Origin of the sequence: Rhodanobacter aciditrophus, assembly GCF_042679525.1 — a bacterium.
Taxonomy (GTDB): Bacteria; Pseudomonadota; Gammaproteobacteria; order Pseudomonadales; family Marinomonadaceae; genus Marinomonas; species Marinomonas aciditrophus.
The window spans coordinates 115,214-141,286 of sequence record NZ_JBHTMN010000012.1 but is presented as its reverse complement, the minus strand read 5'-3'; the positions used below and the strand labels follow the sequence as shown (position 1 = coordinate 141,286).

Below are 26,073 nucleotides of genomic sequence, written 5' to 3'. Positions count from 1 at the left end.
TTATCATTCACCCTTTCTTACCACAAAATAGAACCCGGAATCATCGGTTTCCCCCGTATCTACCAAGCTCATCCCAACCATTTCAAGGTAATGGGGAATATCTTTCTTTGAGCCCTCATCTGTCGCGAAGACACACACACATTCGCCAACAGTCATTTTAGCAAGAGCAAGTTTCATTTTGAGGAGCGGCATAGGACAACGCTCTTCTCTTGCATCAACGATTACGTCATACTCATTTACATCAGACATAGTTTATTCCGATAGTTTACCCAGGTCAGTATGAGACATTTTTTTTTGAAAATCAGCAAGCTACTCATAGGGATAATATTTTTCAGCTCTCCCCTAACCGTAGCCAACACCTTACCCGATTTCGCCAACAATCAAGATGAAAGAGCCCTATCTAATCCTGGATATATTCTAGGTCAATACTGGTTTAGACAACTGAGCGGCAGCTCTGGACTCATAGAATTCCCCCCTGCTTACCAATACTTGCAGGATGCCATGTCCCGGCTAGTTCCCAACACCGACTTATACAACAAAACCATAGACATCGGTTTGCTAAACAGTTCCCAAAGCAACGCTTTTGTTATCCCTGGGAACCACCTTTTTATTTACTCAGACATTATGCGCATTATCACTGATGAAGCGGCATTTTTAGGATTACTTGCTCATGAGATCGCCCACCTTGAACTAAATCACTATGAGCGAACCCTTGAATCCCAGCGCAATGAACAAAACAAAACCCTCATGATGTTACTGGCGGGGATTGCTGCGGCATCCGCCGGCAATGGTGAAGCCACCTCTGCACTTTGGCTAGGTGGAATCGCCAACCAGCAGGAAAACTATCTAAGACACTCACGAGCACAAGAACAAGAAGCCGATAGACGCGGCAGAGAGCTGCTTCTAGCATCAGGGCTCCCTGTTTATGGAATGGCTCACTTATTGGGCGCATTGCAGCGCCAATCTCTAGGCTCCAATCGCATTGAATTTTTATCGACCCATCCGCTTCCGCAAACACGGGTTAGCGATACGCTAACCGCCGATCCAGAGGACTCCATAGTATTTGAGCCCTCTTCAAATGAATTTCAATATTTTCGCGCAACCCTTATTGCGTATCGGGCGGCCATTGAAGGCAATCAATACTCTAATTTCATTGCTCGTCATGTCACCAACAGAGATCAGCAACACTTTGCCAACGCCTTAGCCGCACTGCTTATTCACCACATCAAGGACGCTGAATCTCATATCAATCAAGTCAACGAGGTCACTCAATTTACTAAATATCTTGAAGGCTTAATTTCATTGGCTAAGAATGACTTAAGCGGACTCAAACAAACAGTTAATGAAAGGCTTCTTTTATCACCTAATGACAGGACCTTTCAGTACCTTTTATCCCAAGCAAATCAAACTGACCAATACCTAAGGACCAGAGATGACGCTCTAGGTTATGAGAAGCGCATGACCTACCGCAACAACATTGCCGTCGCACGTAAGCAAAACAACCATGAGGCAGCACTCTATTACCAAGGATTACTCGACTTCAGCCGCGGCTGGGAATTAGCAGCACTAAATCTTATTAACAGGGCTCTTAGGACTGCAGAACCCCCTCTAAAACAAGAAATCGAGCGAAGCAAACAGCACCTTGAGCGAATTAGAGAGGCACAGAAACAGCAGGATATTAGATAATAAAAAAGCAGCCAGAGGCTGCTTTTTTTTGTAGATCCGAGGGTTGTTAGGACTTTTTAAAATCCAACATTCGCTGCAAAGGCTTCAATGCATCCACACGAACACTTTCATCCACATGAATCTCATCGGTCCCATCGCGCAAAGCATTTCTTAGAAGCTCAAGGGAATTCAACGCCATCCAAGGACAATGAGCACAACTACGGCAAGTGGCCCCAGAACCAGCTGTAGGCGCCTCCACAAAACGCTTACCAGGAGAGGCCTGTTTCATCTTGTAAAAAATGCCGCGATCTGTGGCAACAATGAAAGTCTCATTCTCAAGGGTTTGTGATGCTTTTAGCAACTGAGAAGTTGAACCCACCACATCCGCTATTTCTACCACTGACTGTGGAGATTCAGGATGAACAAGAACAGCGGCATCTGGGTAGATGGCTTTAAGATCTAGGATCCCTTTTGCTTTAAACTCTTCATGAACAATGCAAGCACCGTCCCAAAGAAGTACATCCGCACCCGTTTGAGTCTGAACATATCGCCCTAAATGCTGATCAGGAGCCCAGATGATTTTTTCGCCCTGATCTGATAAATGCTGAACAACATCCAATGCAATGGCTGACGTCACAACCCAATCCGCTCTAGCTTTTACCGCTGCGGACGTATTAGCGTACACAACCACGGTTCGATCCGGGTGCGCATCGCAAAATTTTGCAAATTCATCCGCAGGGCAACCGATATCCAAAGAACAGGTTGCCTCAAGCGTTGGCATAAGGACAGTTTTCTCTGGGCTTAAAATTTTGGAGGTTTCCCCCATAAACTTAACGCCAGCCACAACCAGTGTCTCAGCTGGGTGCTCTGCACCAAAGCGCGCCATCTCAAGGGAGTCAGCTATGACACCACCCGTTTCTTCCGCCAATTCTTGTATGGCATCCTCGGTGTAATAGTGCGCCACCAATACGGCATTTTTGGCTTTAAGTAAGGCTTTGATTTCGTCACGTAGGGCTTGGTTATCCACCACAGGCTTTTTAAGTGACTCTTCGGCTTCGGATAAGTATTTTTGAACGGTATCTCGTAGCGCTACTTTATCGACTAATTCTGACATTGAGTAACCCCTTGGACTGGGCTGTTACAGATGTGATGGTGGGTCGTACTGGATTCGAACCAGTGACCAATTGATTAAAAGTCAACTGCTCTACCAACTGAGCTAACGACCCATCACAAGAAAAGAAGAGTTGGTGGGTCGTACTGGATTCGAACCAGTGACCAATTGATTAAAAGTCAACTGCTCTACCAACTGAGCTAACGACCCAACGGGCGCGTATACTACAGCAGCTGACGCAGAAAACAAGTAATTATTTCATATTATTCAAATAATTAGTGGAAAGCTTCGCAGCATTAGAATCACCATATTGGTTAATCACTTGCTGCAGGTATTCTTTAGCTAACGCTTGGTTACCCATTTGATCGTTAACAATGCCCAGTTTATAAACCGCATCCGGCACTTTCGCATGACCAGCAAACTCGTCTACAACTTTTTTAAATTCTACTAAAGCAATACCTTGATCACCCAATACTAGAGCCAACTCACCCAACCAATAATGGCCATTACCGGTAAGCTGATTATTAGGGTAATCCATCACAAACTTATTGAAAGCATCTCGAGCTGACTCGAAGTTTCTGTTTTTAATAAGCTCATAAGCAGCCTGATAGGCCTGTTTCGCCTCATCACTGGCTGGTGATAATTCTGCAGGGCGAACCGCTGCAGTGGGAAGTGCTGAAGTAACACCAGCAGAAGACACAGATGTGCTAGACTGAGGTACAGGCGCACTCGTCTCAGGGACCGCTTGGCGCTGTGTAATAGCATTAGAAATACGTCTATCAAGATCAATATAGCGATCTTTCTGTAGCGCTTTCATTTTATTTATTTCATGTTGTTGCTCTTCAACTTTCCCACGAAGTTGTGATACTTCGTATTGTAAATTCTCAAGCTGATATAACAGATCCGCAGCAACACTTGCAGAAATTCCGCGATTTTCTTGATCCGCAGCCATTGCGATTGGTGCTGACAATGTCAGCACCAATGCAACGGAGCTCATCGTGAGTCGATTACTCATTACTCGTAACGAACCTCAACACGACGGTTTAGCTGCCAAGAATCATCATCATGGCCGAAAGAAACTGGCACTTCTTCACCAAAGCTCACAGTTTCGATCTGAGAAGCAGCAACACCTTGAATAGTTAGGTAGCGTAACACTGCTTTCGCACGACGCTCACCCAATGCCATGTTGTACTCGCGAGTACCACGCTCATCTGCGTGACCTTCTAGCACAATGCGCGCATCTGGGTTGTTAATTAGAAATTCAGCGTGCTTAGCAAGCGCTTCGCGAGCAGCTGGTCGTACAATTGACTTATCGAAGTCAAAGTAGAACACAGTTGCAACACCTTCTAGAGGATCTACGTCTTGCATGTCAGCAGCCATGGCTGCGTCATCTTCAACGATTACGCTAGATACACCACCGTTTTCGCCTGCACCGTAAGTAGCATCGTCAGATTCAGCCATAGTGTCGGCTGCTTCAGTACCAGTGCCTTCCTCTGCCATTGCAGCGTTATCAGATTCTGTAGCAGTTGTACTACAGCCAGCCAACCAAGCTGCTGACAGACCCACTACAGCGAACTTACCCAGTTTACTTACACTCATTGTTAGCTCCTTAAAGTGTGCTATTTAAAATACGGAGACCAAGCAGGCTCACGTACATCTCCGTCTGCCGATGGTAACCTATATTTAACAAGCCCATCAACGGAAACAACTGCCAAAATTCCTTTTCTATTCTCAGTAGTTGCGTACATTACCATGCTGCCATTTGGCGCAATACTTGGTGATTCATCAAGATAGGTTTCGGTTAAAACTTGCACCCGTCCAGTTTTCATATCCTGAAGTGCGATATGATAGTTACCGTCATTTTTCTGTACGGTCACTAAATAACGTCCGTCAGGCGTGATACGTGCGCGGGTATTTAATTCCCCTTCAAACGTTACTCGCTCAACGTCCTTGCTATTTACGTCTAGTCGATAAATCTGTGGATTGCCACCTCGATCAGACGTAAAAATAATACCCTTGCCATCGGGCTCCCAGCTTGGCTCCGTATCAATCGAGTAATGATTAGTCATACGTTCAAGCTTTTTGGTAGCGATATCAAGTGTGTAAATTTCTGGATTATTATCTTTGGACAATACCAGTGCTAATTTTTTACCATCCGGTGACCATGCCGGAGCACCATTTAACCCTCTAAACTGAGCCAATTGCTGCTGGCGACCTGTGGCAAGCTCTTGAATAAAGATATTAGGACGGCGATTTCTAAACATCACATAGGCGATGTAGCGCCCATCAGCACTCCAAGATGGGGATAAGATAGGCTCTTTTGACGACGCAACCACCTGAGGTCGATAACCATCCGCATCAGCAACCTGCAATTTGAATGTTGGAGCAGCTTTGTCACCTTCTGCAGTCACATACAAAATTCGAGTACTGAAAGCACCGCGAATACCTGTCAACTGCTCATAAACCTTATCACTTATGTAGTGAGCCGCATCACGAAAATTACTAGGTCGAACATCCAGGGCTTCTTTATTACCTACACGCTTTTGAGTTAAAACATTCACCAACTCATAGGCAACCCGATAAGTACCCCCTTCATTTGGGGTAACACTACCAACAATGACATAATCTGCCTTGAGTAAACGCCAATCCCGATAGGAGATGTCTTGGGAAGATGAAGGCAGACTCAGCATATTTTGACGCGGTATGGATTCAAACACACCACTTCGCTTTAAATCACTTTCCACGATCCCAGCAATATCTTCGGACAATGGGGTTGAACCAGTATAGCCAAATGGCACTACCGCGATAGGAAGAAGCTGATCAGCACCACTGGTGATCTCAATAACCAACTGGGCCCGCGCAGGCAAAGAAAACGCCATCACACAAGCCAAAATAACTGAAAATAAAACTTTGGTTTTCATCAATTTCTCAAATCTTGGGGGTTAAACAACAACTCAATCTGCCTGAAGTTACGTTCAAAGATCGCGTAATCAATATCCGCTAATTCTTCAACACGCCCCATTCGGCTGACCGCATCCTTAGCACGCTGGTCAAACAACGCATCACCACTTCCCTCTACCACATCAACACTTGCCACTTCACCATTTGGTAAAAAACCAATACGTAACTTAGTGGTCATGCCATTACGTGCGCTTGGGGGGCGAATCCAACCCGAAGCAATTCTATCCATAATCAAACTACTGATTGATTGAACGGCTTGACCTTCTTCAATGGCCCTTTGCCTTGCTTCTTCTTCCGCTATAGCCTTCTGAACTTCGGCTTCCGCCTGCTTACGTCGCGCTTCTTCAACAGCCTTACGCTCCGCTTCTCGCTGGCGAGCCAACTCTTCCGCCCGCTCTTGCTCTCGACGCTTGCGCTCTGCTTCCGCTTTACGCTGACGCTCAGCTTCTGCTTGCTTCTTACGCTCCGCCTCTTGTTCAGCTTTACGTTGCTCAGCAAGCTTACGCTCTTGTTCGGCCTTACGCGCACGCTCTTGTTCCGCTTCTTTGCGCTTAATGGCCGCCTGACGATCTGCTTCTGCCTTGCGCTCAGCTGCCTCTTTTCGCTCTTGGGCTGCTCTTGCTGCTTGACGCTGTTTTTCAATCGCCTGACGCTCAGCTTGCTGTCTAGCCGCCTCTTGGGCTTTACGTTTTGCCTCTTCAGCAGCTTTTGCAGCAGCGATCTCAGACTGACGTTTTTCAGCTTCTCGCTTACCTATGATGGTATCAGCCACATCCACTACCGTGGCATTAACAATAGGCGGACGCTTCGGGGCTGGCGGCGTATTATCGCCAAATGCCATAGCGACAACACCGGCCCCTAAAACGACCACATGAAGACCAACCGCCAGAACAACAGGTAGCGAATAACTTTCCTTATCAGTCCACTTCATGAACTATTCGGGCTCCGTTACTAAACCTACGTTGGGCGCCCCTGCCCCCTGTAGAGCCACCATCAAACCTACGACATCACCGTAGGGCACATTTTTGTCACCTCGAACCAAAATTGGTAACCGTGGATTCTGGGCTAGCACCTTTGTCACTTGGGACTTTAATTGTTCTAGGGAGACGGAAGACTGCTCACCCCCTAAATCAACATAATAATTCCCATCCTTATCTACGGAAGCAATCAGCACATCGGATTCATCGTTTTGCATCGGCGCCGCATTAGCATTGGGCAATTCCACATCCACCCCTTGGGTGAGCATGGGAGCAGTAATCATAAAGATAACCAGCAACACCAACATAACATCGATATAAGGGACGACGTTTATTTCTGCAACGGGCTTACGGCGCTTGATACGATTTCTCAAAGCCATAATTAATTTCCTTCGCGAGCATGCACTTTGCGGTGCAAGACACTGCTGAATTCGTTAGCAAAGTTTTCATAGCTAGAAGCAAGGGATTCCGCGTTAGCAGAAAAGCGGTTATAAGCCACAACTGCTGGAATGGCTGCCGCCAAACCAATGGCCGTAGCAATAAGTGCTTCGGCAATACCTGGAGCGACGGTTGCTAAGGTAGCCTGTTGCACTTCTGCTAAACCAATAAAGGAATGCATAATCCCCCACACAGTACCAAACAAGCCAACGTAAGGACTGATAGAGCCTACAGTTGCCAAGAAAGGCAAATGCGCATCTAACTTTTCTTCTTCACGATATAAGGCAACACGCATAGCACGCTCTACACCTTCCATCACCGCATCGGGATCAACTCCCTGATGCTGACGTAGACGAGTAAACTCTTTGATACCCGCAGTAAAGATATTCTCCATCCCCTCTACTTTACGACCTTCCGTCGTAAGCATCCGGTATAATTTACTTAGGTCAATCCCTGACCAGAACTGATCTTCAAACTGACGTCTTACGGTTTTCGCCTTTTTAAGAACACGAATCCGCTGAAAAATAACAATCCAAGAAAATACTGAAGCCAACAACAAAGTTAGCATTACAAGTTGCACGACAATACTCGCGCTGGCAATCAAGCCCCATATGGACATTTGTATTCCTCTATTCTAAATCTTGAGGGAGTTGATAATTAAAGTGTTCATAGGCACGCTTAGTCACTTGACGTCCCCGTGGCGTACGAATCACAAAACCTTGCTGAATCAAAAAGGGCTCGATCACATCTTCGATGGTATCTTTGTCTTCGCCCACCGCTGCGGCAATACTGTCTAACCCTACAGGCCTGCCATCGAACTTTTCTATCATAGTCAATAACATACGTCGATCCAAGTGGTCAAACCCTTGGTTATCTACACTTAACATATCTAGTGCGCGCTGGGCAACTTTCTGACCGACAATGCTATCACCACCCACTTGAGCCACATCACGGACACGGCGCAACAATCGATTGGCAATCCGCGGCGTACCTCTAGAACGACGAGCCACTTCGAAGCAACCCTCATCATCTAGATCGATGCCAAGCTTTTGTGAAGAACGACGTACGATTGTAGTGAGAGATTGGACATCATAAAACTCCAAACGTTGCACTATTCCGAAACGATCGCGTAAAGGTGACGTAAGTAAGCCCGCACGGGTCGTCGCACCCACTAAAGTGAAGGGAGGAATCTCTATTTTTATGGATCTAGCTGCCGGCCCTTCTCCGATCATAATATCGATCTGATAGTCTTCCATGGCAGGATAAAGCACCTCCTCAATGGCTGGACTTAAGCGATGAATTTCATCAATAAAAAGCACATCACCTTCTTCTAGATTCGTCAGCAGAGCCGCCAAATCTCCTGCTCTTTCCAAGACCGGGCCAGAAGTGGTTTTTATCTCCGCCCCCATTTCATTTGCAATGATGTTAGCAAGGGTTGTTTTACCCAAGCCTGGAGGACCAAATATTAAGGAATGATCTAAAGGCTCCCCCCGCTGCCGAGCCGCTTGAATAAAAATATCCATCTGCTCTTTAACAACAGGCTGTCCAATATACTCCTGCAACGATTGGGGGCGTATCGCCCGATCAACCTGTCCTTCAGTACCCTTAATTTGAGGAGAGATTATACGGTCATGCTCTATCATATTTGTTTTATCTCAACGTACTCTTTAATGCCGCTTTAATTAGAGACTCACTGTCGGAGTCATCTTTAGGCAACTTAGCAATCACCCGTGCGGCTTCTTGTGGCTTATAGCCTAACGCCACCAAGGCTGACTCTGCTTCCTGCCTAGGATCTGTTGTCACCTGCTGCACCACAGCCTTCGTAGTAAACAAGTCTTGTTTTGCCGCGGCACCAAGTTTATCACGTAACTCCACAACCAAACGCTCGGCAGTCTTCTTACCCACACCCGGTATTTTAGTTAATGAGGTGATTTGGGACTCCTGGACAGCTTCAATGAGCTCAGACGGAGACATACTAGATAATATGGCCAAAGCCATTTTAGGCCCCACACCATTGACCTTAATAAGGATGCGAAACAATGCTCGTTCATCCTTTGTGACGAAGCCATACAAGGATTGAGCATCTTCCTTAACTTGAAAGTGCGTATGCAAGGTGACCTGCTGACCAATGGGAGGCAATTCATAAATAGTACTCATGGAGGCCGTCACCTCGTAGCCTATACCAGCCACATCGACCAACAATTCAGGAGGGGACTTCTCAACCAGCACCCCAACAATTCGACCTATCATTTTAAGCTTTCCTTAAATCAGATTGCTGCCAACGCTTTGACGTTCGTCCGGCGCGTTTACCAACACCATATTCCAAACCATCCGAAGTCCGGGTATTTGAATGACATAGGGCAATAGCTAAGGCATCCGCCGCATCAGCCTGGGGCGTTGATTCCAAAGACATTAGCAATTGAACCATTGCCTGAACCTGTGACTTATCAGCATTACCATTACCCACGACAGACTGCTTCACGCGCCGTGCGGCATATTCAAAAACAGGCAAATCAGCCATAGCCGCCGCCACGATCGCTGCGCCACGGGCTTGCCCAAGCTTTAACGCAGAATTGGCATTTTTTGCCAAGAACACTTCTTCAATGGCAAATTCCTTTGGTGAAAACTCCTCAATCACTTGGGAGACACACTCAAAAATGCGCTTTAAACGGATGGGCAAATTTTCATCAGGAAGACGAATGCAGCCACTGCTCACATAACGTGCCTTGCCATTTATTACATCAATAACACCAAACCCCGTCACCCGAGAACCTGGGTCAATCGCCAATATACGTGTAGAAGCCACAGCCTAACCACTTAACCATTAAGATACTGTATATTTCACCAGCCCCAGTAATGCAATGCAATCCTAGATACAAAAAAGGGCCACATATGCGGCCCTTTTTTTTATAAACTTACGCTAAATCACTCAACAACTGGCTTACGAACACGAATGCTCAGCTCTTTAAGTTGTTTATCGCTGACTTCGCCAGGCGCTTGAGTCAACAGACAAGTAGCACTTTGCGTTTTAGGGAAGGCAATCACATCACGAATCGATGCAGACCCCGTCATTAGCATAACCAAGCGATCCAAGCCAAATGCCAAACCACCATGTGGCGGCGCACCAAACTTCAACGCATCCAGCAAGAAACCAAATTTCTCTTCTTGCTCTTCTTCAGAGATATTCAGCAATTTAAACACTGCTTGCTGCATTTCTGCTTGGTGAATACGGATAGAGCCACCACCTAGCTCGGTTCCATTTAGAACCATGTCATAGGCCTGAGAAAGAGCTGTCAGCGGGTTTGCCTGAAGCTCTTCTGGAGAACAAGACGGCGCAGTGAATGGGTGATGGATAGCTGTAATGCCACCGTCAGATGTTTCTTCAAACATTGGGAAGTCAACTACCCAAAGCGGCGCCCACTCACAGGTATATAGGTCAAGATCAGCACCTAGCTTACAACGCAACGCACCTAGCGCTTCGTTAACAACACTAGTTTGGTCAGCACCAAAGAAGATTAAATCACCATCTTGCGCTTCCACACGATCAAGCAAAGCTTGACGCACTTCTACAGGCAAGAATTTAACAATTGGAGACTGTAACCCTTCTTCCAGATCAGACTTATTGTTTACTTTAATATAAGCCAGACCTTTCGCACCGTAGATACCTACAAACTTAGTGTACTCGTCAATCTGCTTACGAGTTAAGGCATTGCCACCTGGCACCTTCAATGCTGCAACACGACCTTTAGGATCAGACGCAGGACCAGAGAAGACTTTAAAGTCAACTTCTGTCATTAAGTCAGACACTGTCTCAATAGTCAGTGGAATACGCAAATCTGGCTTATCAGAACCGTATTTTTCCATTGCTTCAGAGAAAGGCATGCGCGGGAAGGTACCCAAATCCACATCTTTCAACTCTTTAAACAAATTCGTAATCATACCCTCGGTTAGGGTCATGATGTCTTCTTGACCTAGGAAAGAGGTCTCCAAGTCAATCTGAGTGAATTCAGGCTGACGATCTGCACGCAAGTCTTCGTCACGGAAACATTTTGCAATTTGGTAGTAACGATCAAAGCCAGACACCATCAACAACTGCTTAAACAACTGTGGCGATTGAGGCAAGGCAAAGAAGCTACCTTGGTGAGTACGGCTAGGCACCAAGTAGTCACGTGCACCCTCTGGGGTTGCGCGGGTCAAAATAGGCGTTTCAATGTCTAAGAAACCATTTTCGTCTAGGTAACGACGCAATACAGACGTTACTTTTGAACGGAAACGTAGTTTCTGTTGAATTTCTGGACGACGCAAATCGATGAAACGATTCTTCAGACGAATGTCTTCACCTACTGTTTGGTGGTCGTCTAGCTGGAATGGAGGCGTTGCCGCTCGGTTTAGGATTTCTAGCTCGTGACCCAAAACCTCAATCTCACCTGTGGTCATATTTGGGTTAACTGTCCCTTCTGGACGAGCACGAACAACACCCTTAATCTGAACCACAAATTCACTACGGCAGCTGTCTGCTAGGGCAAAGCTGTCGGCACGATCTGGATCAAATACCACTTGAGTCAAACCTTCACGATCGCGAAGATCCAAGAAAATAACACCACCATGGTCGCGGCGACGGTGTACCCAGCCGCTAAGAGTGACTTCTTCTGAAATGTTTTTTGCTGTTAACTCGCCGCAATAATGGCTGCGCATAATTTGTATCCTATTACCGTCTCATCTTGAGCGTTAATGTTGTTCTGAGTTCTCGTTGCCGAGCCTTTAAGCTCACTTTTTAGACAACCAAAACCTCTTAAGTCTTTCAAAGGCCAAGCATTATATGCCAAGCGTCAAGGACTCTCTAGGGTGTGACCTAAATTTCTAATCTTGGGGCAGGAATATTCGGGTAATTTCGACAATTTGATCGACTCCACGACTTTTCATCTGCAGCTCATCACCCTCTTCTTTATGAAGCAACGACTGACCGAGAGGTGTTTGCGGCGTGACCAGCAATACATATTGATCATCACAAATGAACTCTCCTCCACCACAACGGGCAGAGAGAATTACGATTCGACTCCAACCGTCATCACGCTCTAGCTGCATTACAGAACCGACAACAACTTCTTGTGTCTTTGCAAAAGACAGTTTGTGAAAATAGGCAAGGTCCGCTTCACACTCAGCCACCCGCACCGATTGCCCATGGGCAAGGTATGAATTCTCCAAACCAAAGGTATCCCACTTGGTCTCCGCTACACTCTCACGGTCGGTAGCAGCACTTCGGGCTTGGTCTGCTGCGTCTTTAGACACCCTTACCCGTTTCACGCCATATTCAATTAAAGCCTGATGCAGATTCTTTAAAAACATTTTCTTCACAAACAAAAAAGCCACTGAAATTCAGTGGCTTTTTATACACGATTTAACGCTTATTTACAGGCGAACTGTCGACAAAATTTGTTCGGCAACATCTTCTACATTACCTTCTGTCAGTTCAATATCAGCGATACCTGCATCCGCCACCACAACTACAACACCTGTCTGTTTCAGTAACTCGGCTTCGCCAACTGTCGCATCAAGCTTGGCCAAGGCCACGACACCGCGACGCAACAATGAACGCTCAAGTTGCTGCGCATCTACCTTAGAACCAGTAGCCAAAGCCACTACTGCAGGTTTCTGACCCAAACGCCCTGCACGCTCTTCAGCCGTAACAACCGTATCCGCATCAAGATCACCAACCGTCTCTTCTACCATACCAGCACCAACAGTGACGTTTGATAGACGATCAATCACAATCAGCGCACCCGTTAATGGGCTCGACTGGTAGTTATCAAATGCCACTGGCGCGTCAAAGCTAATGACACAGTCCGCAATAACGTTAAGCTCAACTTGATCAACTTCGGTCTTTTCAAGCGTGTTAACGTCAACACGATAGTTAACGTGATGCACTTTACCTGGAACCGTTTGCGTGCCCAGCTTAAAGTTATAAAGCTTACCTGGCACCAACGGCTGTTCAGACATCCAAACAACAGACGCTCGTAAGTTAGCACTGATCTCAGGCTCTTCACCTGGGTGCACAATCATATCGCCACGGCTGATATCGATTTCATCTTCCAGGGTAATGGTGACCGCTTGGCCTTTTTTAGCCACTTCAAGGTTGCCGTCATAAGTAACGATCTCAGCTACTTTAGACTTCTTACCTGAAGGCAATGCCACGATCTCATCACCAGGCTTCACCTGACCCGCTGCGATAGTGCCAGCGAAACCACGGAAGTCTAGGTTCGGACGGTTAACGTATTGCACAGGGAAGCGGAACGCATCGCTCTTCACGTCACGATTAATCTGTACCGATTCCAGAATCTCCATCAGAGGGCCACCCTGATACCAAGGCGTTTGCTCTGAAGCATTTACTACGTTGTCGCCTTTGAGGGCAGACATAGGTACAAAATGAACATCCTCAGGCTTACGGTTACCCAACTGCTCAATAAATTCTAGGTAGTCTGATCGAATCTCGTTGAATTTGTCTTCTGAGAAATCCACCAAATCCATTTTATTAACAGCAACCACTACATGCTTAATCCCTAACAAAGAGGCAATGTAGCTGTGTCGACGTGTCTGGGTTTGTACACCGTAGCGAGCATCAATCAAGATGATCGCAAGATCACAAGACGATGCACCGGTAGCCATGTTACGAGTGTATTGCTCGTGCCCAGGAGTATCCGCAATGATGAACTTACGCTTCTCAGTTGAGAAGTAACGGTAAGCCACATCAATCGTAATGCCCTGCTCACGCTCTGCTTGAAGACCATCAACAAGTAACGCCAAGTCAACTTCTTCACCTTGGGTGCCAGACTTTTTACTGTCTCGTTTTACGGCATCTAAATGATCTTCATAAATCAACTTAGAGTCATGTAATAAACGACCGATTAATGTACTTTTACCATCATCTACGTTGCCACAAGTAAGAAGGCGAAGCAGATCTTTTTCTTCATGCTGTTTTAGGTAGCCAAGGATATCTTGACTGATCAATTCTGATTGATGAGACATTCTTAAAACTCCTAGCCCTAGAAATAACCTTGCTTCTTCTTCTCTTCCATCGAACCCGCAGAATCGTGGTCGATGACACGGCCTTGACGCTCTGAACTTTTAGTCAAAAGCATCTCTTGAATGATTTCAGGTAAAGTGTCCGCTTCGGACTCAACCGCACCTGTCAGTGGGTAACATCCAAGGGTACGGAAACGCACTGATTTCATTTCAGGCACTTCACCTTCTTTCAAAGGCATACGCTCATCATCCACCATGATTTGAACGCCATCACGCTCAACCACAGGACGTTTAGCAGCAAAGTAAAGAGGAACAATTGGAATGCTCTCTAGGTAGATGTATTGCCAGATATCCAACTCAGTCCAGTTAGAAAGAGGGAATACGCGAATACTTTCGCCTTTATTCACTTTACCGTTGTAAATATTCCACAATTCTGGACGTTGATTTTTTGGGTCCCAGCGATGTTGCTTATCACGGAAAGAGTAAACACGCTCTTTCGCGCGGGATTTTTCTTCGTCACGACGGGCGCCACCAAAGGCTGCATCGAAGCCGTATTTATCAAGCGCCTGTTTCAAGCCTTGGGTTTTCATCACATCGGTGTGCACAGCACTACCGTGAGTGAATGGACCAATACCTTGTGCAAGGCCGTCAGGATTCTGGTGCACTAATAGATCAAGACCAAGATTCGCGACCAGCTCATCACGGAACTTAATCATTTCCTTGAACTTCCAACCAGTGTCCACATGTAGTAGCGGAAATGGTGGCTTACCTGGGTAGAAGGCCTTCATAGCAAGATGCAGCATCACCGCTGAATCTTTACCAATAGAATACAACATCACCGGGTTATCAAACTCGGCGGCCACTTCACGAATAATGTGAATACTCTCAGCTTCTAGCTGTTTAAGGTGAGTCAGTCTTGCCTCTGTAACTGTCATAGTATCTCGTCTCGAAAATTTTAAGGCTTCGGCATTTCGCTTACTATAACATGCCGGAAAGTTATAAAAACCATAGCACATAGACTTTCATGGCATATGGATATTAAAAAAGGCTCATAACGAGCCTTCTTAAATAGAATTCATTTTTAACCCAATTCAATGACCATTAGGTAAGTTGCGCATCACCAACCCCAACGCCAACTGCTCTGGCTGAACAGGCAAAGGAATTCTCACCTTATGACCAGATCCCGGTGCTACCGCCATCGTCTGCCCTTTCAAGTTCTCCATCACCTCAATCTGATATAGCATGCTGCCTTTAGGAGTAATCAACTCAATAGAGTCCCCCACTTTGAAGCGGTTTTTCACCTCTATTGTTAGCCATCCGTTGTGCCAATCCAGCATCTCTCCCACAAATTGCTGACGATCTGAAATAGAGTTTCCGTATTGGTAGTTTTGGTACTGATCGTGCACATGACGGCGGTAAAAGCCCTCTGTATAACCCCGGTTAGCCAGACCTTCCAACTTATCCATCAATGACATATCAAATGGCTGACCATGAATCGCATCATCAATGGCCTGACGATAAAGCTGAGCAGTACGGGCTGCATAAAAATGGGACTTGGTGCGCCCCTCAATTTTTAATGAATGCACACCCAATTCGATCAACTTTTCAACATGCTGAATCGCACGAAGGTCACGGCTGTTCATGATGTAGGTACCATGTTCATCCTCAAAGGCGGGCATAAACTCACCTTCACGACCTTGTTCACGAAGCAACACTACATCATCAAAAGGCTTACCCTCACCTAACGTTGGTGCAATAAAGTCTGACGGATCAAAGCTTTGCACACCTTTAAGATGACTACCGTCTGCAGGGACAATGTCTCCATTCTCATCCTGCACTGCTGATTTCACATCGTATTGCCAACGACAAGAATTGGTACATGTGCCTTGGTTTGGGTCCCTACGATTAAAATACCCAGACAACAAACAGCGCCCTGAGTAAGCAATGCACAAAGACCCATGAACGAAAGTCTCGATCTCCATTTCTGGCACCATCTGACGAATTTCACCCACTTCATCTAAGGACAACTCCCGAGACAAAATCACGCGCTCTAGGCCAAAGTTATGCCAAAACTTAACCGTCGCCCAATTCACCGCATTTGCTTGCACTGAAAGATGGATTGGCATATCCGGCCATTTCTCTTTAATCAGCATCATCAACCCAGGATCAGACATAATAAGGGCATCCGGCCCCATCTCCACGACAGGCTCCATATCTTTTATAAAGGTTTTAATCTTTGCATTGTGAGGAGCAATATTGGTCGCAACATAGAGCTTCTTACCCATGCCATGAGCCTCCTCAATTCCTTGAGCAAGGTTTGCCATGGTGAAGTCATTGTTGCGCACACGTAAGCTGTAGCGGGGTTGGCCTGCGTATACCGCATCCGCTCCGTATGCATAGGCATAACGCATGTTTTTTAACGTGCCCGCAGGAGAAAGCAATTCAGTCATAATCAATCTTTATACAAGTTAGAAATGCCGCGCATTCTATCCAACTCTCAAAAGGTATCCGAAGCCCAAAAACAAGAAAGGCTGAACAAGTCAGCCTTTCTTTGATACACATCATAATTTTAGAGCGCTAAGGACGTGTTACTCATCCAAGCTCAAAGTTTGTTGCAATGAAATCTGACGCACTTGCGCTTTCAAACTATTAATTTCACGCAACACTTGGGGGCGAAATTCATCGATAGATTTAATCGCCTCATCATAACTATTCAATTGCGCCTCCATTTCTGGTGTAAAGGATGGCGAATCGCTAGCAGATGCCACTAGGCGGCGCTGCTCTTCCAAAGAATTAGCAAGAGAATCTAAGCGGGAAGAGATTTCATCTAGCTGTAAACGCATGGCTTCGATACTCCCCTGCTGGGCAGATAAAGCACTGGCATTTTGCTCCCCTTTGGCCACCAACTCACTGACGCTTTCATCCTGAGCCGTCTGCTTCACCTCAACTGCGGCAACCGAGTCGATTAAACGGTTATAACCATTCTCCACTTCATTAAAAGCATCTGCTTGAACTGCCACACGCTTAGATTGGGTAGACACTGTTTCACGCAAATCGCCCAAGCGCCCATCAAGCTTTTCTAAAGCCTCGGTATTGGCACTGATGTTGCCGCGATTTCGGTCATACGCCACACCCCATAACTTACGAATTTCGCTGTCATGGTTCTTAAGCACCTCTTCGACAGTGGCTCCTAACTTATCGGAGGAAACATCGGCGGCTAACAGCTGATGATCGAGATCCTGGATCTGACTCTTAGCGCCAGTTAATTCATTACGCAGCTTTTGATTATCCAACCAAAGCCAATAACCCCCAGCGCCGGCTGCCGCAAGTATCAGCAGCAATAGGAAATACACACCAAACAAGCTTTGTTTTTTTGCTCGCACACTGGTGGCCTGTGTACCAGGGGTTGGTTTCGCAGGGGGCGGATTAAGTCGGCGTTTTTTAGCTTGAGCCGTCGGATTTACGGAGGAAGGTCGATCACTGATCTCATCTTGATCTAGTGTAAGACTTGGGATTTCTACGTCGTCATCTTTTCGCATGGTAACCAGGTCGTCGAGTACATTTTTGAATAACTATGAAATAAATAACCACACAAACAGAATGAATATAATCTTCAAACGTTCGATGCTAGTATATAATCACCATTAACTGCTTGATCACAAGCACTTTTCGTTACACATAAAGCAAGGAGAAAAGAAATGGCTTTTGAATTACCAGCTCTACCTTACGCTAAAGATGCACTTGAGCCGCATATGTCTACTGAAACTCTAGAGTTTCACTACGGAAAGCACCACAACACTTACGTGACTAAATTGAACGGTCTAGTACCTGGTTCAGAGTACGAAGGTAAGACTCTAGAAGAAATCATCGCTGCTGCTCCAGCTGGCCCAGTTTTCAACAACGCTGCGCAAATCTGGAACCACACTTTCTTTTGGAACAGCTTAACCCCTAACGGTGGTGGCGAGCCAACTGGCGCGCTAGCTGACGCGATCAACGCTAAATGGGGTTCTTTCGCTAAATTCCAGGAAGAGTTCAACGACAAAGCGGTTAACAACTTCGGCTCTAGCTGGACTTGGTTGGTTAAAACTGAATCTGGCGACCTAGAAATCGTTAACACTAGTAACGCAGGCACACCATTAACAGCAGGCCAGACACCTCTAATCACTGTTGACTTGTGGGAACACGCTTACTACATCGATTACCGCAACGTACGTCCTGATTACCTTAAAGGCTTCTGGGCACTTGCTAACTGGGAATTTGCGGCAGCCAACTTCTCAGCATAATAAAGGCTATTAAGAGCCAGTCACAAAAGCGCGATTTTAATCGCGCTTTTTTTGTTTTACTCTTTACTGACACAATCGCGCCCTAGCACAGACCAACTGCATGTTGCTCTTATTGGTCTGTGGCGGTATTGTGGCGCTACAAGTAATTGATTGTTAAAGGGTCTTAACGTGCTGAAACACCTTCTTTTTGGATTAACCGCTTCTTTTAGTATTGTACTTTCCGCGCAAGCAGAAACTGTCTATGTTTCTGATATTCAATTTGTGGCGATTCGTGAAGGCATGGATAATTCCACAAGGGCCACTGAACGAGGTATTCGCAGCGGCACACCTCTAACAGTTCTAGATCGCAGCGAAGGCTATGTAAAAGTCCGTTCACCTGAAGGCAATGAGGGCTGGCTGCCAGATTACTTTGTTAGTGAAGACCGTGTAAGCCGCGACCAATTGGTATATTTACAGAACCAACTTACTGCAGCGCAAGAACAACGCGCAGCCGCTGCAGAAGACCTACAAGAAGTGCGCAATTCAAACACTGAACTTGCCAATTCTGTTAGCCAGTTAACAGAACAACGTGAAAGCTTGGAACAACAATTAGAAGACGTATCGGAACTCGCACAGCGTGCAGAAGAAATTGTCTCTGCAAACGAGTCCTCTGATTACAAAATTGAATCTCTGCAACAGCAAGTTGATGCCCTAGTCGCTCAAAATGATCGTCTAACCTCCTCTACGGAGCAGCGCTGGTTTATGATTGGTGCCGGCACCTTATTAATAGGCGGCTTATTTGGCTTCTTATTTCCTATGACACGTCGTAAGAAAACACCATCCAGCTCTTGGTAATAGATGCTATAAAGCGAGCTCCGGCTCGCTTTTTTGCTAATCCTATCGACTTTTTCACTTTGAACAGCAAATACACTGATTCACCAAGTGACCCCCAAACCAGTGCCCTCTCTCACTTTACGGCAGTATTCCTAACGGATAATGGCAAACCAACTAAAATAATTACGTAAATAGCCTAGCCGTAGCCCATGCGCCTCTTTTATTGCTGTGCCTTCTTATAATAGAATAGCCGCCAATACCTGACTACTTCGCTGAAAAGTCTCGTATACTAATACGCGAAAAATTCATCCTACACTAATTAGAGCAATGTAATGGCTGACTTATCTCTATACAGAAACATCGGTATCTTTGCCCACGTTGACGCGGGTAAAACGACCACAACTGAACGTATCTTGAAACTTACTGGTAAGATCCACAAAACTGGTGAGGTTCATGACGGCGAATCTACTACTGACTTCATGGAGCAGGAAGCGGAGCGTGGTATCACTATCCAATCTGCTGCCGTAACATGTGAGTGGAAAAAGCACCGCTTGAACGTTATCGATACTCCTGGACACGTTGACTTCACAGTAGAAGTATACCGTTCCTTGAAAGTACTTGACGGCGGTATCGGTGTATTCTGTGGTTCTGGTGGTGTTGAGCCACAATCAGAAACCAACTGGCGCTACGCTAACGAGTCAGAAGTTGCTCGTGTTATCTTCGTTAACAAACTTGACCGCCTTGGTGCGAACTTCTACCGCGTTGTAGATCAAGTTAAAAACGTTCTAGCTGCTAACCCACTTGTTATGACTCTTCCAATTGGTGAAGAAGATGACTTCGTAGGTGTTGTAGACGTTCTTTCTAAGAAAGCGTACGTTTGGGACGACACTGGTCTTCCAGAAAACTACGAAATCAAAGACGTTCCAGCAGACATGGTAGACAAAGTTGAAGAATACCATGAAGCCCTAATCGAAACGGCTCTTGAGCAAGACGAAGATCTAATGATGGCTTACCTTGAAGAAGGTGAAGTGCCATCTATCGACGAAATTAAACGTTGTATCCGTAAAGGTACACGTGATCTTGCATTCTTCCCAACTTACTGTGGTTCTGCATTTAAGAACAAAGGTGTTCAACTAGTACTAGACGCTGTTGTTGACTACCTACCAAACCCAACAGAAGTTGACCCACAAGATCTTACTGATCCTGAAACTGGTGAGCCGACTGGTAAAGTTGCAACAGTCTCTGCAGACGAGCCACTACGCGCACTTGCATTCAAGATCATGGACGACCGCTTTGGCGCGTTGACGTTCATTCGTATCTACTCTGGCCGCCTTAAGAAAGGTGACACGATTCTTAACTCTGCTACAGGTAAAACTGAGCGTATCGGCCGTATGGTTGAAATGCAGGCAGACGATCGTAACGAAATCACTGAAGCGCAAGCTGGTGACATCATTGCCATCATTGGTATGAAGAACGTTCAAACAGGTCACACTCTTTGTGATCCTAAGAACGAATGTACTCTTGAAGCAATGATCTTCCCAGAGCCAGTAATCTCTATCGCTGTACAGCCTAAAGATAAGTCTGGTATGGAAAAAATGGGTATCGCAATCGGTAAAATGGTTGCAGAAGACCCTTCTTTCCAAGTTGAAACTGATGAAGATTCTGGCGAAACCATCCTTAAAGGTATGGGTGAGCTTCACCTTGACATCAAAGTTGACATTCTTAAGCGTACATACGGCGTAGACCTAATCGTAGGTCAGCCTCAGGTTGCTTACCGTGAAACTATCACGAAAGAAATCGAAGATAGCTACACGCACAAGAAACAATCTGGTGGTTCTGGTCAGTTCGGTAAGATCGATTACCGCATCAAACCAGGTGAGCCAAACTCTGGCTTCACGTTCACATCTTCTGTTGTGGGCGGTAACGTACCGAAAGAATTCTGGCCTGCAGTTGAGAAAGGCTTCAAGTCTATGATGGACGAAGGTGTCCTAGCAGGCTTCCCTGTTCTTGACGTTGAAGTTGAATTGTTTGACGGTAGCTACCACGCAGTTGACTCCTCTGCAGTAGCCTTCGAAATCGCTGCAAAAGGCGCTTTCCGTCAGTCTATTCCAAAAGCTGGCGCACAACTTCTTGAGCCTATCATGAAAGTTGACGTGTTCACTCCAGAAGACAATGTTGGTGATGTAATCGGTGACTTGAACCGTCGTCGCGGCATGATCAAAGACCAAGAAGCTGGCCTAACTGGCGTTCGTATCAAAGGTGAAGTACCACTATCTGAAATGTTCGGATACATTGGTCACCTACGTACAATCACTTCTGGCCGTGGTCAATTCTCTATGGAATTCGCTCACTACGCTCCATGTCCTGCAAACGTTGCTGAAACAGTAATCGAAGCAGCTAAAGCTAAGAAAGAAGAAAAATAATCTTCTTTCTAGAAGTGCATAACAAAAACCCGGCTTAGGCCGGGTTTTTTTATGTCTTATGGTGACCATTATTTAGAATGGTACAGGATATTGCCTAAATACCTCTGCCACATCCTTCAACACTTCATCCGACAATGATAGCTCAAAAGCATCTACATCTTCCTGAAGCTGCGACAAAGTCGTCGCACCGATAATTGTAGAAGTCACACCATCCACTTGATCACACCAAGCTAGCGCTAATTCTACTGCACTCATACCATGCTTAGCCGCCACGTCCATATAAGCTTTTACAGCCGCGTTTGCTTGCTCAGTATCACGGAACAAACCTTGGCGCTGAGAATATGTCCAACGACTTCCCTCAGGACGTGCGCCATCAAGGTATTTACCACTTAGAGAGCCAGCCGCTAGTGGTGACCATGGCAAATAAGCCACATCCTCATGCACACAGTTTTCGATCAAATAAGGCCAATCTTTTGCGTGCAACAAGCTGAACTCATTCTGAATCGATGCAACACGAGGCAAATCATGTTGTTCACTCAAGCGAATGTATTCATTAATTCCCCAAGTCGTATCATCTGATAGACCAAAATGACGGATCTTACCCGCTTTGACACACTCCTCAATGGCCTGAAGGATTTCTAACATCTTCGCAGAATGGGCATCACGATCCACATCTGAGAATGTAATCTTGCCAGGCCAATGCTTCGCAAAATGAGGCGACGTGCGATTTGGCCAGTGCAACTGGTACAGGTCAATATAGTCCGTCTGCAAGCGAGCCAGAGACGCATCAACGGATGAAATAATAGCCTCACCATCAATTTCGCCACCATTACGGATATGTTTTACACCACCACCTGCGATCTTTGAAGCTAAGACATACTCTTCGCGACGATTTGGATTACGACGGTTCCAATCACCGATAATGGTTTCAGTCTTACCATAGGATTCCGGCGTAGGCGGTACTGAGTACATTTCCGCCGTATCAATAAAGTTAATACCTTGATCTAAAGCGTACGCCATTTGTTCATCAGCGTCTTTTTGATCATTTTGAGTCCCCCATGTCATGGTGCCAAGGCACACACGGGACACATCTAGACCAGTTCGACCTAACTTACTGTACTTCATGAATTCACATTCCTATTTACAGTTAATATTCGACTTTAGAAATGTAAAGAATACCGAGAAACAAAGCCAGCCCAAGGGGAGGAAAGAATGTGAAGGGCTGGCTGAAGGGAGAGAAATACCTACTCTTGTAGGTATTCGTATTGCTGATCTGTTAACGTTTTCAAGAAAGCGACCAGAGCATCTACTCGACGATCATCCAAAGCGGGTGACTGCTCTAAGGTCGCAAAATCAATGTTTTCGGAAACTTCTGGTTCCGCCCAAGGGGCGCCAGTTTCAGGATTCAATTTACGTGTTGGGTTATTGTACTTATCGTAGAACAACACCACGGTACGCAAATCCTTAAACACACCGTTATGCATATAAGGGCCAGTGACCGCCACATTTCTCAGGGTTGGCACACGGAACTTACCGCGCTCAATATCGTCATTGATATTCGGATGAGCCCTTAAACCCAGATCCGCACCAGCTAAATGCTTCAAGTTAGGATTTGGGGGCACTCCGATATTACGGTACTCGTAATTTGTAAAAGTTTCCCGCTCAAAGAAAGGCGAAGGATTCAACTGATGGCAAGCATTACAATTCGTAAACTGCTCAGAGAAAAACAAGGTACGCCCCAACTCCTCCTGAGGTGTAAATGTTGCTTCCCCACGCATGACACGATCATACTTCGAGTTAAACGGCATGAATAATTCAGTGCTTTCGAAATGGGCAATGGCATCCGTAATAGCACTAAATGCTTTAGCCTTATCTTCAAACAAGCCATCACCATAAATCTGCTCAAATGAGGCAACATAGTCATCACGCTCAAGCACACGATCTACAACTGAGTCCTCTGAGGGCATTTGCATTTCAACAGGATTTACAAAAGGACCTGCCGCTTGATCAGCCAATGAAGACGCTCGGCCATCTAAAAACTGCCCGCCTCGATATTCTCCAGAAGACATGCGATGAAAACGCGGCGTTAAAGCAGAATACATCGCTGTAGGCGTATTTCTATCTCCCATGGAGACATCATCACTACCGATTGACACAGCCCCTTCAGCGCCAGTCAAACGCCTATCTGTAAATGCTTGGCCAATGTCATGGCAAGTGGCACAAGATTGATTACGGTTTTTAGAAAGATTCACATCAAAAAACAGCTGACTCCCAAGCATCGCCTTAGGATTGTCCAAAGGAATTGGCAAGTCGTTTTTGGGGGTCTCAGGGGGATTTTGAGGCTCAGACTGTGATGAGCAACCCACAACAAAAGAGGTTAGCAAAGTAAAAAATATAGCAGTGTATTTCATAGGAAAACTCATTACATTTAAGCCCCTATGATACATCGGAAGGCAAATGGGGTTAAGTGCAATTCCAACCAAAGCAAACTGGAATTCAGCCTGATCAATATTCCATGATATTAATCAGGCTTTTGCCCCTAGTTTTTCTCAGGCAAGGTTACATTCAACTCCAGCACAGAGCAGTCATCTGTATTTTCAAGCTGAATCTGAACATCATCTGATTCCACTTGTACGTATTTACGGATCACATCAATGATCTCTTGCTGCATTTGCGGCAAATAATCAGGCTGGTGACGACGACTGCGCTCATGGGCAACGATGATTTGCAGACGATCTTTCGCAACCGATGCAGAGCTTGGTTCACTCTTACTCTTAAAGTAATCAAAAATACCCACTCTAGCCCCCTAGTAACCGTTTGAAGAATCCTTTCTTTTGCAAGTCGATAAAGCGAAGAGGACGCTCTTCACCTAGCAATCGATCCACTGCATCACCATAAGCCAATCCTGCCTCAGCTTGGCTATCAAGAATCACTGGCGTACCTTGGTTAGATGCCTTTAACACAGCTTCAGACTCAGGGATAACACCCAATAGAGGAATTGCCAAAATCTCCTCCACGTCCTCTACACTTAGCATCTCACCCTCTGAAACTCGCTCAGGGTTGTAACGAGTGAGCAGCAAATGCTCTTCAATCGGTGACTCACCACGTTCTGCACGGCGACTTTTGCTCTGTAGAATACCTAAAATACGATCAGAATCTCGCACTGAAGATACTTCAGGGTTGGTCACAACAATCGCCACATCAGCAAAGTAGAGAGCCATCTGAGCACCACGCTCGATACCTGCCGGAGAGTCACACACAATGTAATCAAACTCTTGGGACAACTCATCCAATACAGCCTGAACACCTTCCGGCGTCAATGCATCTTTATCTCGGGTCTGAGAAGCCGGCAGAATAAACAAATTTTTCGTACGTTTATCCTTAATAAGAGTCTGGGACAAGGTCGCTTCCTTGTTGATAACGTTTACGAAGTCGTATACCACGCGACGTTCACACCCCATAATCAAATCAAGATTACGCAAGCCCACATCAAAATCGATGATGACTGTTTTGTGCCCCTTTAGAGCCAACCCGGTACCAATTGCGGCACTGGAAGTGGTCTTACCTACCCCGCCTTTACCAGAGGTTACGACGATAATCTTAGCCAACTATTTATCCCCCAAACTGAATCTCATAAGCTCATGCTATGGTTACAACGGTACGACTTCTAACGTATCGTCCACTAATAGCACTTGCGCTGTCTCTTTCCAAATAATATTTTGTAGTGCGTCGCTCAACATGAAATTTCCTGCAACAGAGACCAGTTCAGCTTCCATACTACGACAAAAAATACGCGCGTCAGTATTACCTTTAATACCTGCCAGGGCTCGGCCACGCAACGCCCCGTAAATGTGAATATTGCCTTCCGCTAACACCTCTGCCCCTGGGCTGACCTGGGATACAATGATCAGATCACCTGGAGCGTAAATCTGCTGCCCAGAGCGAATCGGCTTCGTCACCAAGGTGGCAGGCTGAGCAATTTCCCTTTCTTCCACAACCGTTTTGATCACCACATGTGGGTCTGAAGCGGGAGCACTGTCCTCATTTTTAATGTTAATCTTGCGGTTTCCACCACTTGGCAACATGGGAAGCAATACATCAGAGCGCCAAGGGGGAACACCATTGTCAGGAGCTCTCCACCCCATAACCGCTAAACCTAGCAGCCGACAGTTATCAATTAATGATTCAAAAGCATCAAAAGACACCTTCTCACAGTGACTGAAGTCAACAATCAATGGCGCCTGATTAAAAAACTGCGGCACCTGAGCAATCTTTTCCTTTAGCCCCAAAATGACCTGTTCCACATTTAACCTGCGTACTTCTAACACGACTGTGGTAACAACGCTTCCTTTGAGACGAAAGTCAGTATCTGACATCTAGAG

At 45.9% G+C, this 26,073-nt stretch carries 26 protein-coding genes and 2 tRNA genes; 4 read left to right on the top strand and 24 right to left on the bottom strand.

The features are described from left to right. Positions 1–3: 3 nt before the first annotated feature. The gene (locus tag ACFQ45_RS11580; protein WP_377367830.1) at positions 4–249 is read right to left on the bottom strand and encodes a sulfurtransferase TusA family protein; all 246 of its coding nucleotides are present in this window, start codon (positions 247–249) and stop codon (positions 4–6) included. A gap of 30 nt (positions 250–279) precedes the next feature. Here ACFQ45_RS11580 and ACFQ45_RS11575 point away from each other — a divergent pair, with 30 nt between their 5' ends. Beyond that, positions 280–1,686 carry a M48 family metallopeptidase gene (locus ACFQ45_RS11575; protein WP_377367828.1) on the top strand — a complete coding sequence of 469 codons (1,407 nt, stop codon included), beginning with the start codon at positions 280–282 and terminating at the stop codon, positions 1,684–1,686. A 46-nt stretch (positions 1,687–1,732) separates the two neighbouring features. Here ACFQ45_RS11575 and nadA read toward each other — a convergent pair whose 3' ends face one another. The 18 genes from nadA to ACFQ45_RS11485 form a co-directional block, all read right to left on the bottom strand. Then, positions 1,733–2,779: a quinolinate synthase NadA gene (gene nadA / locus ACFQ45_RS11570; RefSeq protein WP_377367826.1), complete on the bottom strand. Its 1,047-nt coding sequence runs from the start codon at positions 2,777–2,779 to the stop codon at positions 1,733–1,735. A 36-nt stretch (positions 2,780–2,815) separates the two neighbouring features. Then, positions 2,816–2,891: transfer RNA gene (locus tag ACFQ45_RS11565), tRNA-Lys, on the bottom strand. Between the two features lie 19 nt (positions 2,892–2,910). Then, positions 2,911–2,986: transfer RNA gene (locus ACFQ45_RS11560), tRNA-Lys, on the bottom strand. Positions 2,987–3,029: 43 nt separating this feature from the next. After that, the gene (gene ybgF / locus ACFQ45_RS11555; protein WP_377367824.1) at positions 3,030–3,791 is read right to left on the bottom strand and encodes a tol-pal system protein YbgF; all 762 of its coding nucleotides are present in this window, start codon (positions 3,789–3,791) and stop codon (positions 3,030–3,032) included. Next, positions 3,791–4,375 (bottom strand): peptidoglycan-associated lipoprotein Pal, encoded by a 585-nt coding sequence (gene pal / locus ACFQ45_RS11550; RefSeq protein ID WP_377367822.1) that lies wholly within the window; start codon positions 4,373–4,375, stop codon positions 3,791–3,793. Before pal ends, ybgF begins: the two co-directional genes overlap by 1 nt. Positions 4,376–4,395: 20 nt before the next feature. Next, positions 4,396–5,697 (bottom strand): Tol-Pal system beta propeller repeat protein TolB, encoded by a 1,302-nt coding sequence (gene tolB, locus ACFQ45_RS11545; protein WP_377367820.1) that lies wholly within the window; start codon positions 5,695–5,697, stop codon positions 4,396–4,398. Then, entirely contained in the window at positions 5,697–6,668 is a 972-nt protein-coding gene (gene tolA / locus ACFQ45_RS11540) for a cell envelope integrity protein TolA (protein ID WP_377367818.1), read from the bottom strand. Before tolA ends, tolB begins: the two co-directional genes overlap by 1 nt. A 3-nt stretch (positions 6,669–6,671) precedes the next feature. Further along, the gene (gene tolR, locus ACFQ45_RS11535; RefSeq protein WP_377367816.1) at positions 6,672–7,094 is read right to left on the bottom strand and encodes a protein TolR; all 423 of its coding nucleotides are present in this window, start codon (positions 7,092–7,094) and stop codon (positions 6,672–6,674) included. 2 nt (positions 7,095–7,096) lie between these two features. Next, entirely contained in the window at positions 7,097–7,771 is a 675-nt protein-coding gene (tolQ, locus tag ACFQ45_RS11530) for a protein TolQ (RefSeq protein ID WP_377367814.1), read from the bottom strand. A 10-nt stretch (positions 7,772–7,781) separates the two neighbouring features. After that, positions 7,782–8,792: a Holliday junction branch migration DNA helicase RuvB gene (gene ruvB / locus ACFQ45_RS11525; protein WP_452600458.1), complete on the bottom strand. Its 1,011-nt coding sequence runs from the start codon at positions 8,790–8,792 to the stop codon at positions 7,782–7,784. A gap of 10 nt (positions 8,793–8,802) precedes the next feature. Further along, positions 8,803–9,402 carry a Holliday junction branch migration protein RuvA gene (ruvA, locus tag ACFQ45_RS11520; protein WP_377367810.1) on the bottom strand — a complete coding sequence of 200 codons (600 nt, stop codon included), beginning with the start codon at positions 9,400–9,402 and terminating at the stop codon, positions 8,803–8,805. A gap of 1 nt (position 9,403) precedes the next feature. Continuing rightward, positions 9,404–9,958 carry a crossover junction endodeoxyribonuclease RuvC gene (gene ruvC / locus ACFQ45_RS11515; protein ID WP_377367808.1) on the bottom strand — a complete coding sequence of 185 codons (555 nt, stop codon included), beginning with the start codon at positions 9,956–9,958 and terminating at the stop codon, positions 9,404–9,406. Positions 9,959–10,077: 119 nt separating this feature from the next. After that, positions 10,078–11,847, bottom strand: coding sequence for an aspartate--tRNA ligase (aspS, locus tag ACFQ45_RS11510; RefSeq protein WP_377367806.1), 1,770 nt, complete (start codon positions 11,845–11,847; stop codon positions 10,078–10,080). 165 nt (positions 11,848–12,012) lie between these two features. Then, on the bottom strand, positions 12,013–12,498 hold the full coding sequence (locus tag ACFQ45_RS11505) for a hypothetical protein (RefSeq protein WP_377367804.1): 486 nt from the start codon (positions 12,496–12,498) through the stop codon (positions 12,013–12,015). Between the two features lie 63 nt (positions 12,499–12,561). Next, positions 12,562–14,175, bottom strand: a complete 1,614-nt coding sequence (gene cysN, locus ACFQ45_RS11500) for a sulfate adenylyltransferase subunit CysN (RefSeq protein ID WP_377367802.1) — start codon at positions 14,173–14,175, stop codon at positions 12,562–12,564. A 17-nt stretch (positions 14,176–14,192) separates the two neighbouring features. Continuing rightward, complete coding sequence (gene cysD / locus ACFQ45_RS11495) at positions 14,193–15,188, bottom strand: sulfate adenylyltransferase subunit CysD (RefSeq protein WP_377367800.1); 996 nt, start codon at positions 15,186–15,188, stop codon at positions 14,193–14,195. A gap of 75 nt (positions 15,189–15,263) precedes the next feature. Continuing rightward, on the bottom strand, positions 15,264–16,622 hold the full coding sequence (gene trhP / locus ACFQ45_RS11490) for a prephenate-dependent tRNA uridine(34) hydroxylase TrhP (RefSeq protein WP_377367798.1): 1,359 nt from the start codon (positions 16,620–16,622) through the stop codon (positions 15,264–15,266). A gap of 138 nt (positions 16,623–16,760) precedes the next feature. Next, on the bottom strand, positions 16,761–17,711 hold the full coding sequence (locus ACFQ45_RS11485; RefSeq protein ID WP_377367796.1) for a hypothetical protein: 951 nt from the start codon (positions 17,709–17,711) through the stop codon (positions 16,761–16,763). A gap of 159 nt (positions 17,712–17,870) precedes the next feature. Between ACFQ45_RS11485 and ACFQ45_RS11480 the strand changes: the two genes are divergently transcribed. From ACFQ45_RS11480 to fusA, 3 genes are all read left to right on the top strand, one after another. After that, positions 17,871–18,455 carry a superoxide dismutase gene (locus tag ACFQ45_RS11480; RefSeq protein ID WP_377367794.1) on the top strand — a complete coding sequence of 195 codons (585 nt, stop codon included), beginning with the start codon at positions 17,871–17,873 and terminating at the stop codon, positions 18,453–18,455. Positions 18,456–18,623: 168 nt separating this feature from the next. Further along, positions 18,624–19,289, top strand: a complete 666-nt coding sequence (locus ACFQ45_RS11475; protein WP_377367792.1) for a TIGR04211 family SH3 domain-containing protein — start codon at positions 18,624–18,626, stop codon at positions 19,287–19,289. Between the two features lie 311 nt (positions 19,290–19,600). Continuing rightward, positions 19,601–21,691, top strand: coding sequence for an elongation factor G (gene fusA / locus ACFQ45_RS11470; protein ID WP_377367790.1), 2,091 nt, complete (start codon positions 19,601–19,603; stop codon positions 21,689–21,691). Positions 21,692–21,763: 72 nt separating this feature from the next. On the opposite strand, the gene ACFQ45_RS11465 is transcribed toward fusA, so the two are convergent. The 5 genes from ACFQ45_RS11465 to minC all read right to left on the bottom strand — a co-directional run bounded on the left by ACFQ45_RS11465 (position 21,764) and on the right by minC (position 26,067). Next, positions 21,764–22,816 carry an aldo/keto reductase gene (locus ACFQ45_RS11465; RefSeq protein ID WP_377367788.1) on the bottom strand — a complete coding sequence of 351 codons (1,053 nt, stop codon included), beginning with the start codon at positions 22,814–22,816 and terminating at the stop codon, positions 21,764–21,766. A gap of 119 nt (positions 22,817–22,935) precedes the next feature. Then, a complete protein-coding gene (locus ACFQ45_RS11460) occupies positions 22,936–24,102 on the bottom strand; it encodes a cytochrome-c peroxidase (protein WP_377367786.1) in 1,167 nt (388 codons plus the stop codon). A gap of 128 nt (positions 24,103–24,230) precedes the next feature. Then, positions 24,231–24,488, bottom strand: a complete 258-nt coding sequence (minE, locus tag ACFQ45_RS11455; RefSeq protein ID WP_377367784.1) for a cell division topological specificity factor MinE — start codon at positions 24,486–24,488, stop codon at positions 24,231–24,233. 1 nt (position 24,489) lies between these two features. Next, the gene (gene minD / locus ACFQ45_RS11450; RefSeq protein WP_377367782.1) at positions 24,490–25,299 is read right to left on the bottom strand and encodes a septum site-determining protein MinD; all 810 of its coding nucleotides are present in this window, start codon (positions 25,297–25,299) and stop codon (positions 24,490–24,492) included. 42 nt (positions 25,300–25,341) lie between these two features. Beyond that, on the bottom strand, positions 25,342–26,067 hold the full coding sequence (gene minC, locus ACFQ45_RS11445) for a septum site-determining protein MinC (protein ID WP_377367780.1): 726 nt from the start codon (positions 26,065–26,067) through the stop codon (positions 25,342–25,344). Between the last annotated feature and the right edge of the window lie 6 nt (positions 26,068–26,073).

Excerpts from the sequence above, each read along its gene's own strand:
- ACFQ45_RS11580 (WP_377367830.1), bottom strand. The coding sequence starts at position 249 with ATGTCTGATGTAAATGAGTATGACGTAATCGTTGATGCAAGAGAAGAG.
- ACFQ45_RS11575 (WP_377367828.1), top strand. The coding sequence starts at position 280 with ATGAGACATTTTTTTTTGAAAATCAGCAAGCTACTCATAGGGATAATA.
- nadA (WP_377367826.1), bottom strand. The coding sequence starts at position 2,779 with ATGTCAGAATTAGTCGATAAAGTAGCGCTACGAGATACCGTTCAAAAA.
- ybgF (WP_377367824.1), bottom strand. The coding sequence starts at position 3,791 with ATGAGTAATCGACTCACGATGAGCTCCGTTGCATTGGTGCTGACATTG.
- pal (WP_377367822.1), bottom strand. The coding sequence starts at position 4,375 with ATGAGTGTAAGTAAACTGGGTAAGTTCGCTGTAGTGGGTCTGTCAGCA.
- tolB (WP_377367820.1), bottom strand. The coding sequence starts at position 5,697 with ATGAAAACCAAAGTTTTATTTTCAGTTATTTTGGCTTGTGTGATGGCG.
- tolA (WP_377367818.1), bottom strand. The coding sequence starts at position 6,668 with ATGAAGTGGACTGATAAGGAAAGTTATTCGCTACCTGTTGTTCTGGCG.
- tolR (WP_377367816.1), bottom strand. The coding sequence starts at position 7,094 with ATGGCTTTGAGAAATCGTATCAAGCGCCGTAAGCCCGTTGCAGAAATA.
- tolQ (WP_377367814.1), bottom strand. The coding sequence starts at position 7,771 with ATGTCCATATGGGGCTTGATTGCCAGCGCGAGTATTGTCGTGCAACTT.
- ruvA (WP_377367810.1), bottom strand. The coding sequence starts at position 9,402 with ATGATAGGTCGAATTGTTGGGGTGCTGGTTGAGAAGTCCCCTCCTGAA.
- aspS (WP_377367806.1), bottom strand. The coding sequence starts at position 11,847 with ATGCGCAGCCATTATTGCGGCGAGTTAACAGCAAAAAACATTTCAGAA.
- ACFQ45_RS11505 (WP_377367804.1), bottom strand. The coding sequence starts at position 12,498 with ATGTTTTTAAAGAATCTGCATCAGGCTTTAATTGAATATGGCGTGAAA.
- cysN (WP_377367802.1), bottom strand. The coding sequence starts at position 14,175 with ATGTCTCATCAATCAGAATTGATCAGTCAAGATATCCTTGGCTACCTA.
- cysD (WP_377367800.1), bottom strand. The coding sequence starts at position 15,188 with ATGTGCTATGGTTTTTATAACTTTCCGGCATGTTATAGTAAGCGAAAT.
- trhP (WP_377367798.1), bottom strand. The coding sequence starts at position 16,622 with ATGACTGAATTGCTTTCTCCTGCGGGCACGTTAAAAAACATGCGTTAT.
- ACFQ45_RS11485 (WP_377367796.1), bottom strand. The coding sequence starts at position 17,711 with ATGCGAAAAGATGACGACGTAGAAATCCCAAGTCTTACACTAGATCAA.
- ACFQ45_RS11480 (WP_377367794.1), top strand. The coding sequence starts at position 17,871 with ATGGCTTTTGAATTACCAGCTCTACCTTACGCTAAAGATGCACTTGAG.
- fusA (WP_377367790.1), top strand. The coding sequence starts at position 19,601 with ATGGCTGACTTATCTCTATACAGAAACATCGGTATCTTTGCCCACGTT.
- ACFQ45_RS11465 (WP_377367788.1), bottom strand. The coding sequence starts at position 22,816 with ATGAAGTACAGTAAGTTAGGTCGAACTGGTCTAGATGTGTCCCGTGTG.
- ACFQ45_RS11460 (WP_377367786.1), bottom strand. The coding sequence starts at position 24,102 with ATGAAATACACTGCTATATTTTTTACTTTGCTAACCTCTTTTGTTGTG.
- minC (WP_377367780.1), bottom strand. The coding sequence starts at position 26,067 with ATGTCAGATACTGACTTTCGTCTCAAAGGAAGCGTTGTTACCACAGTC.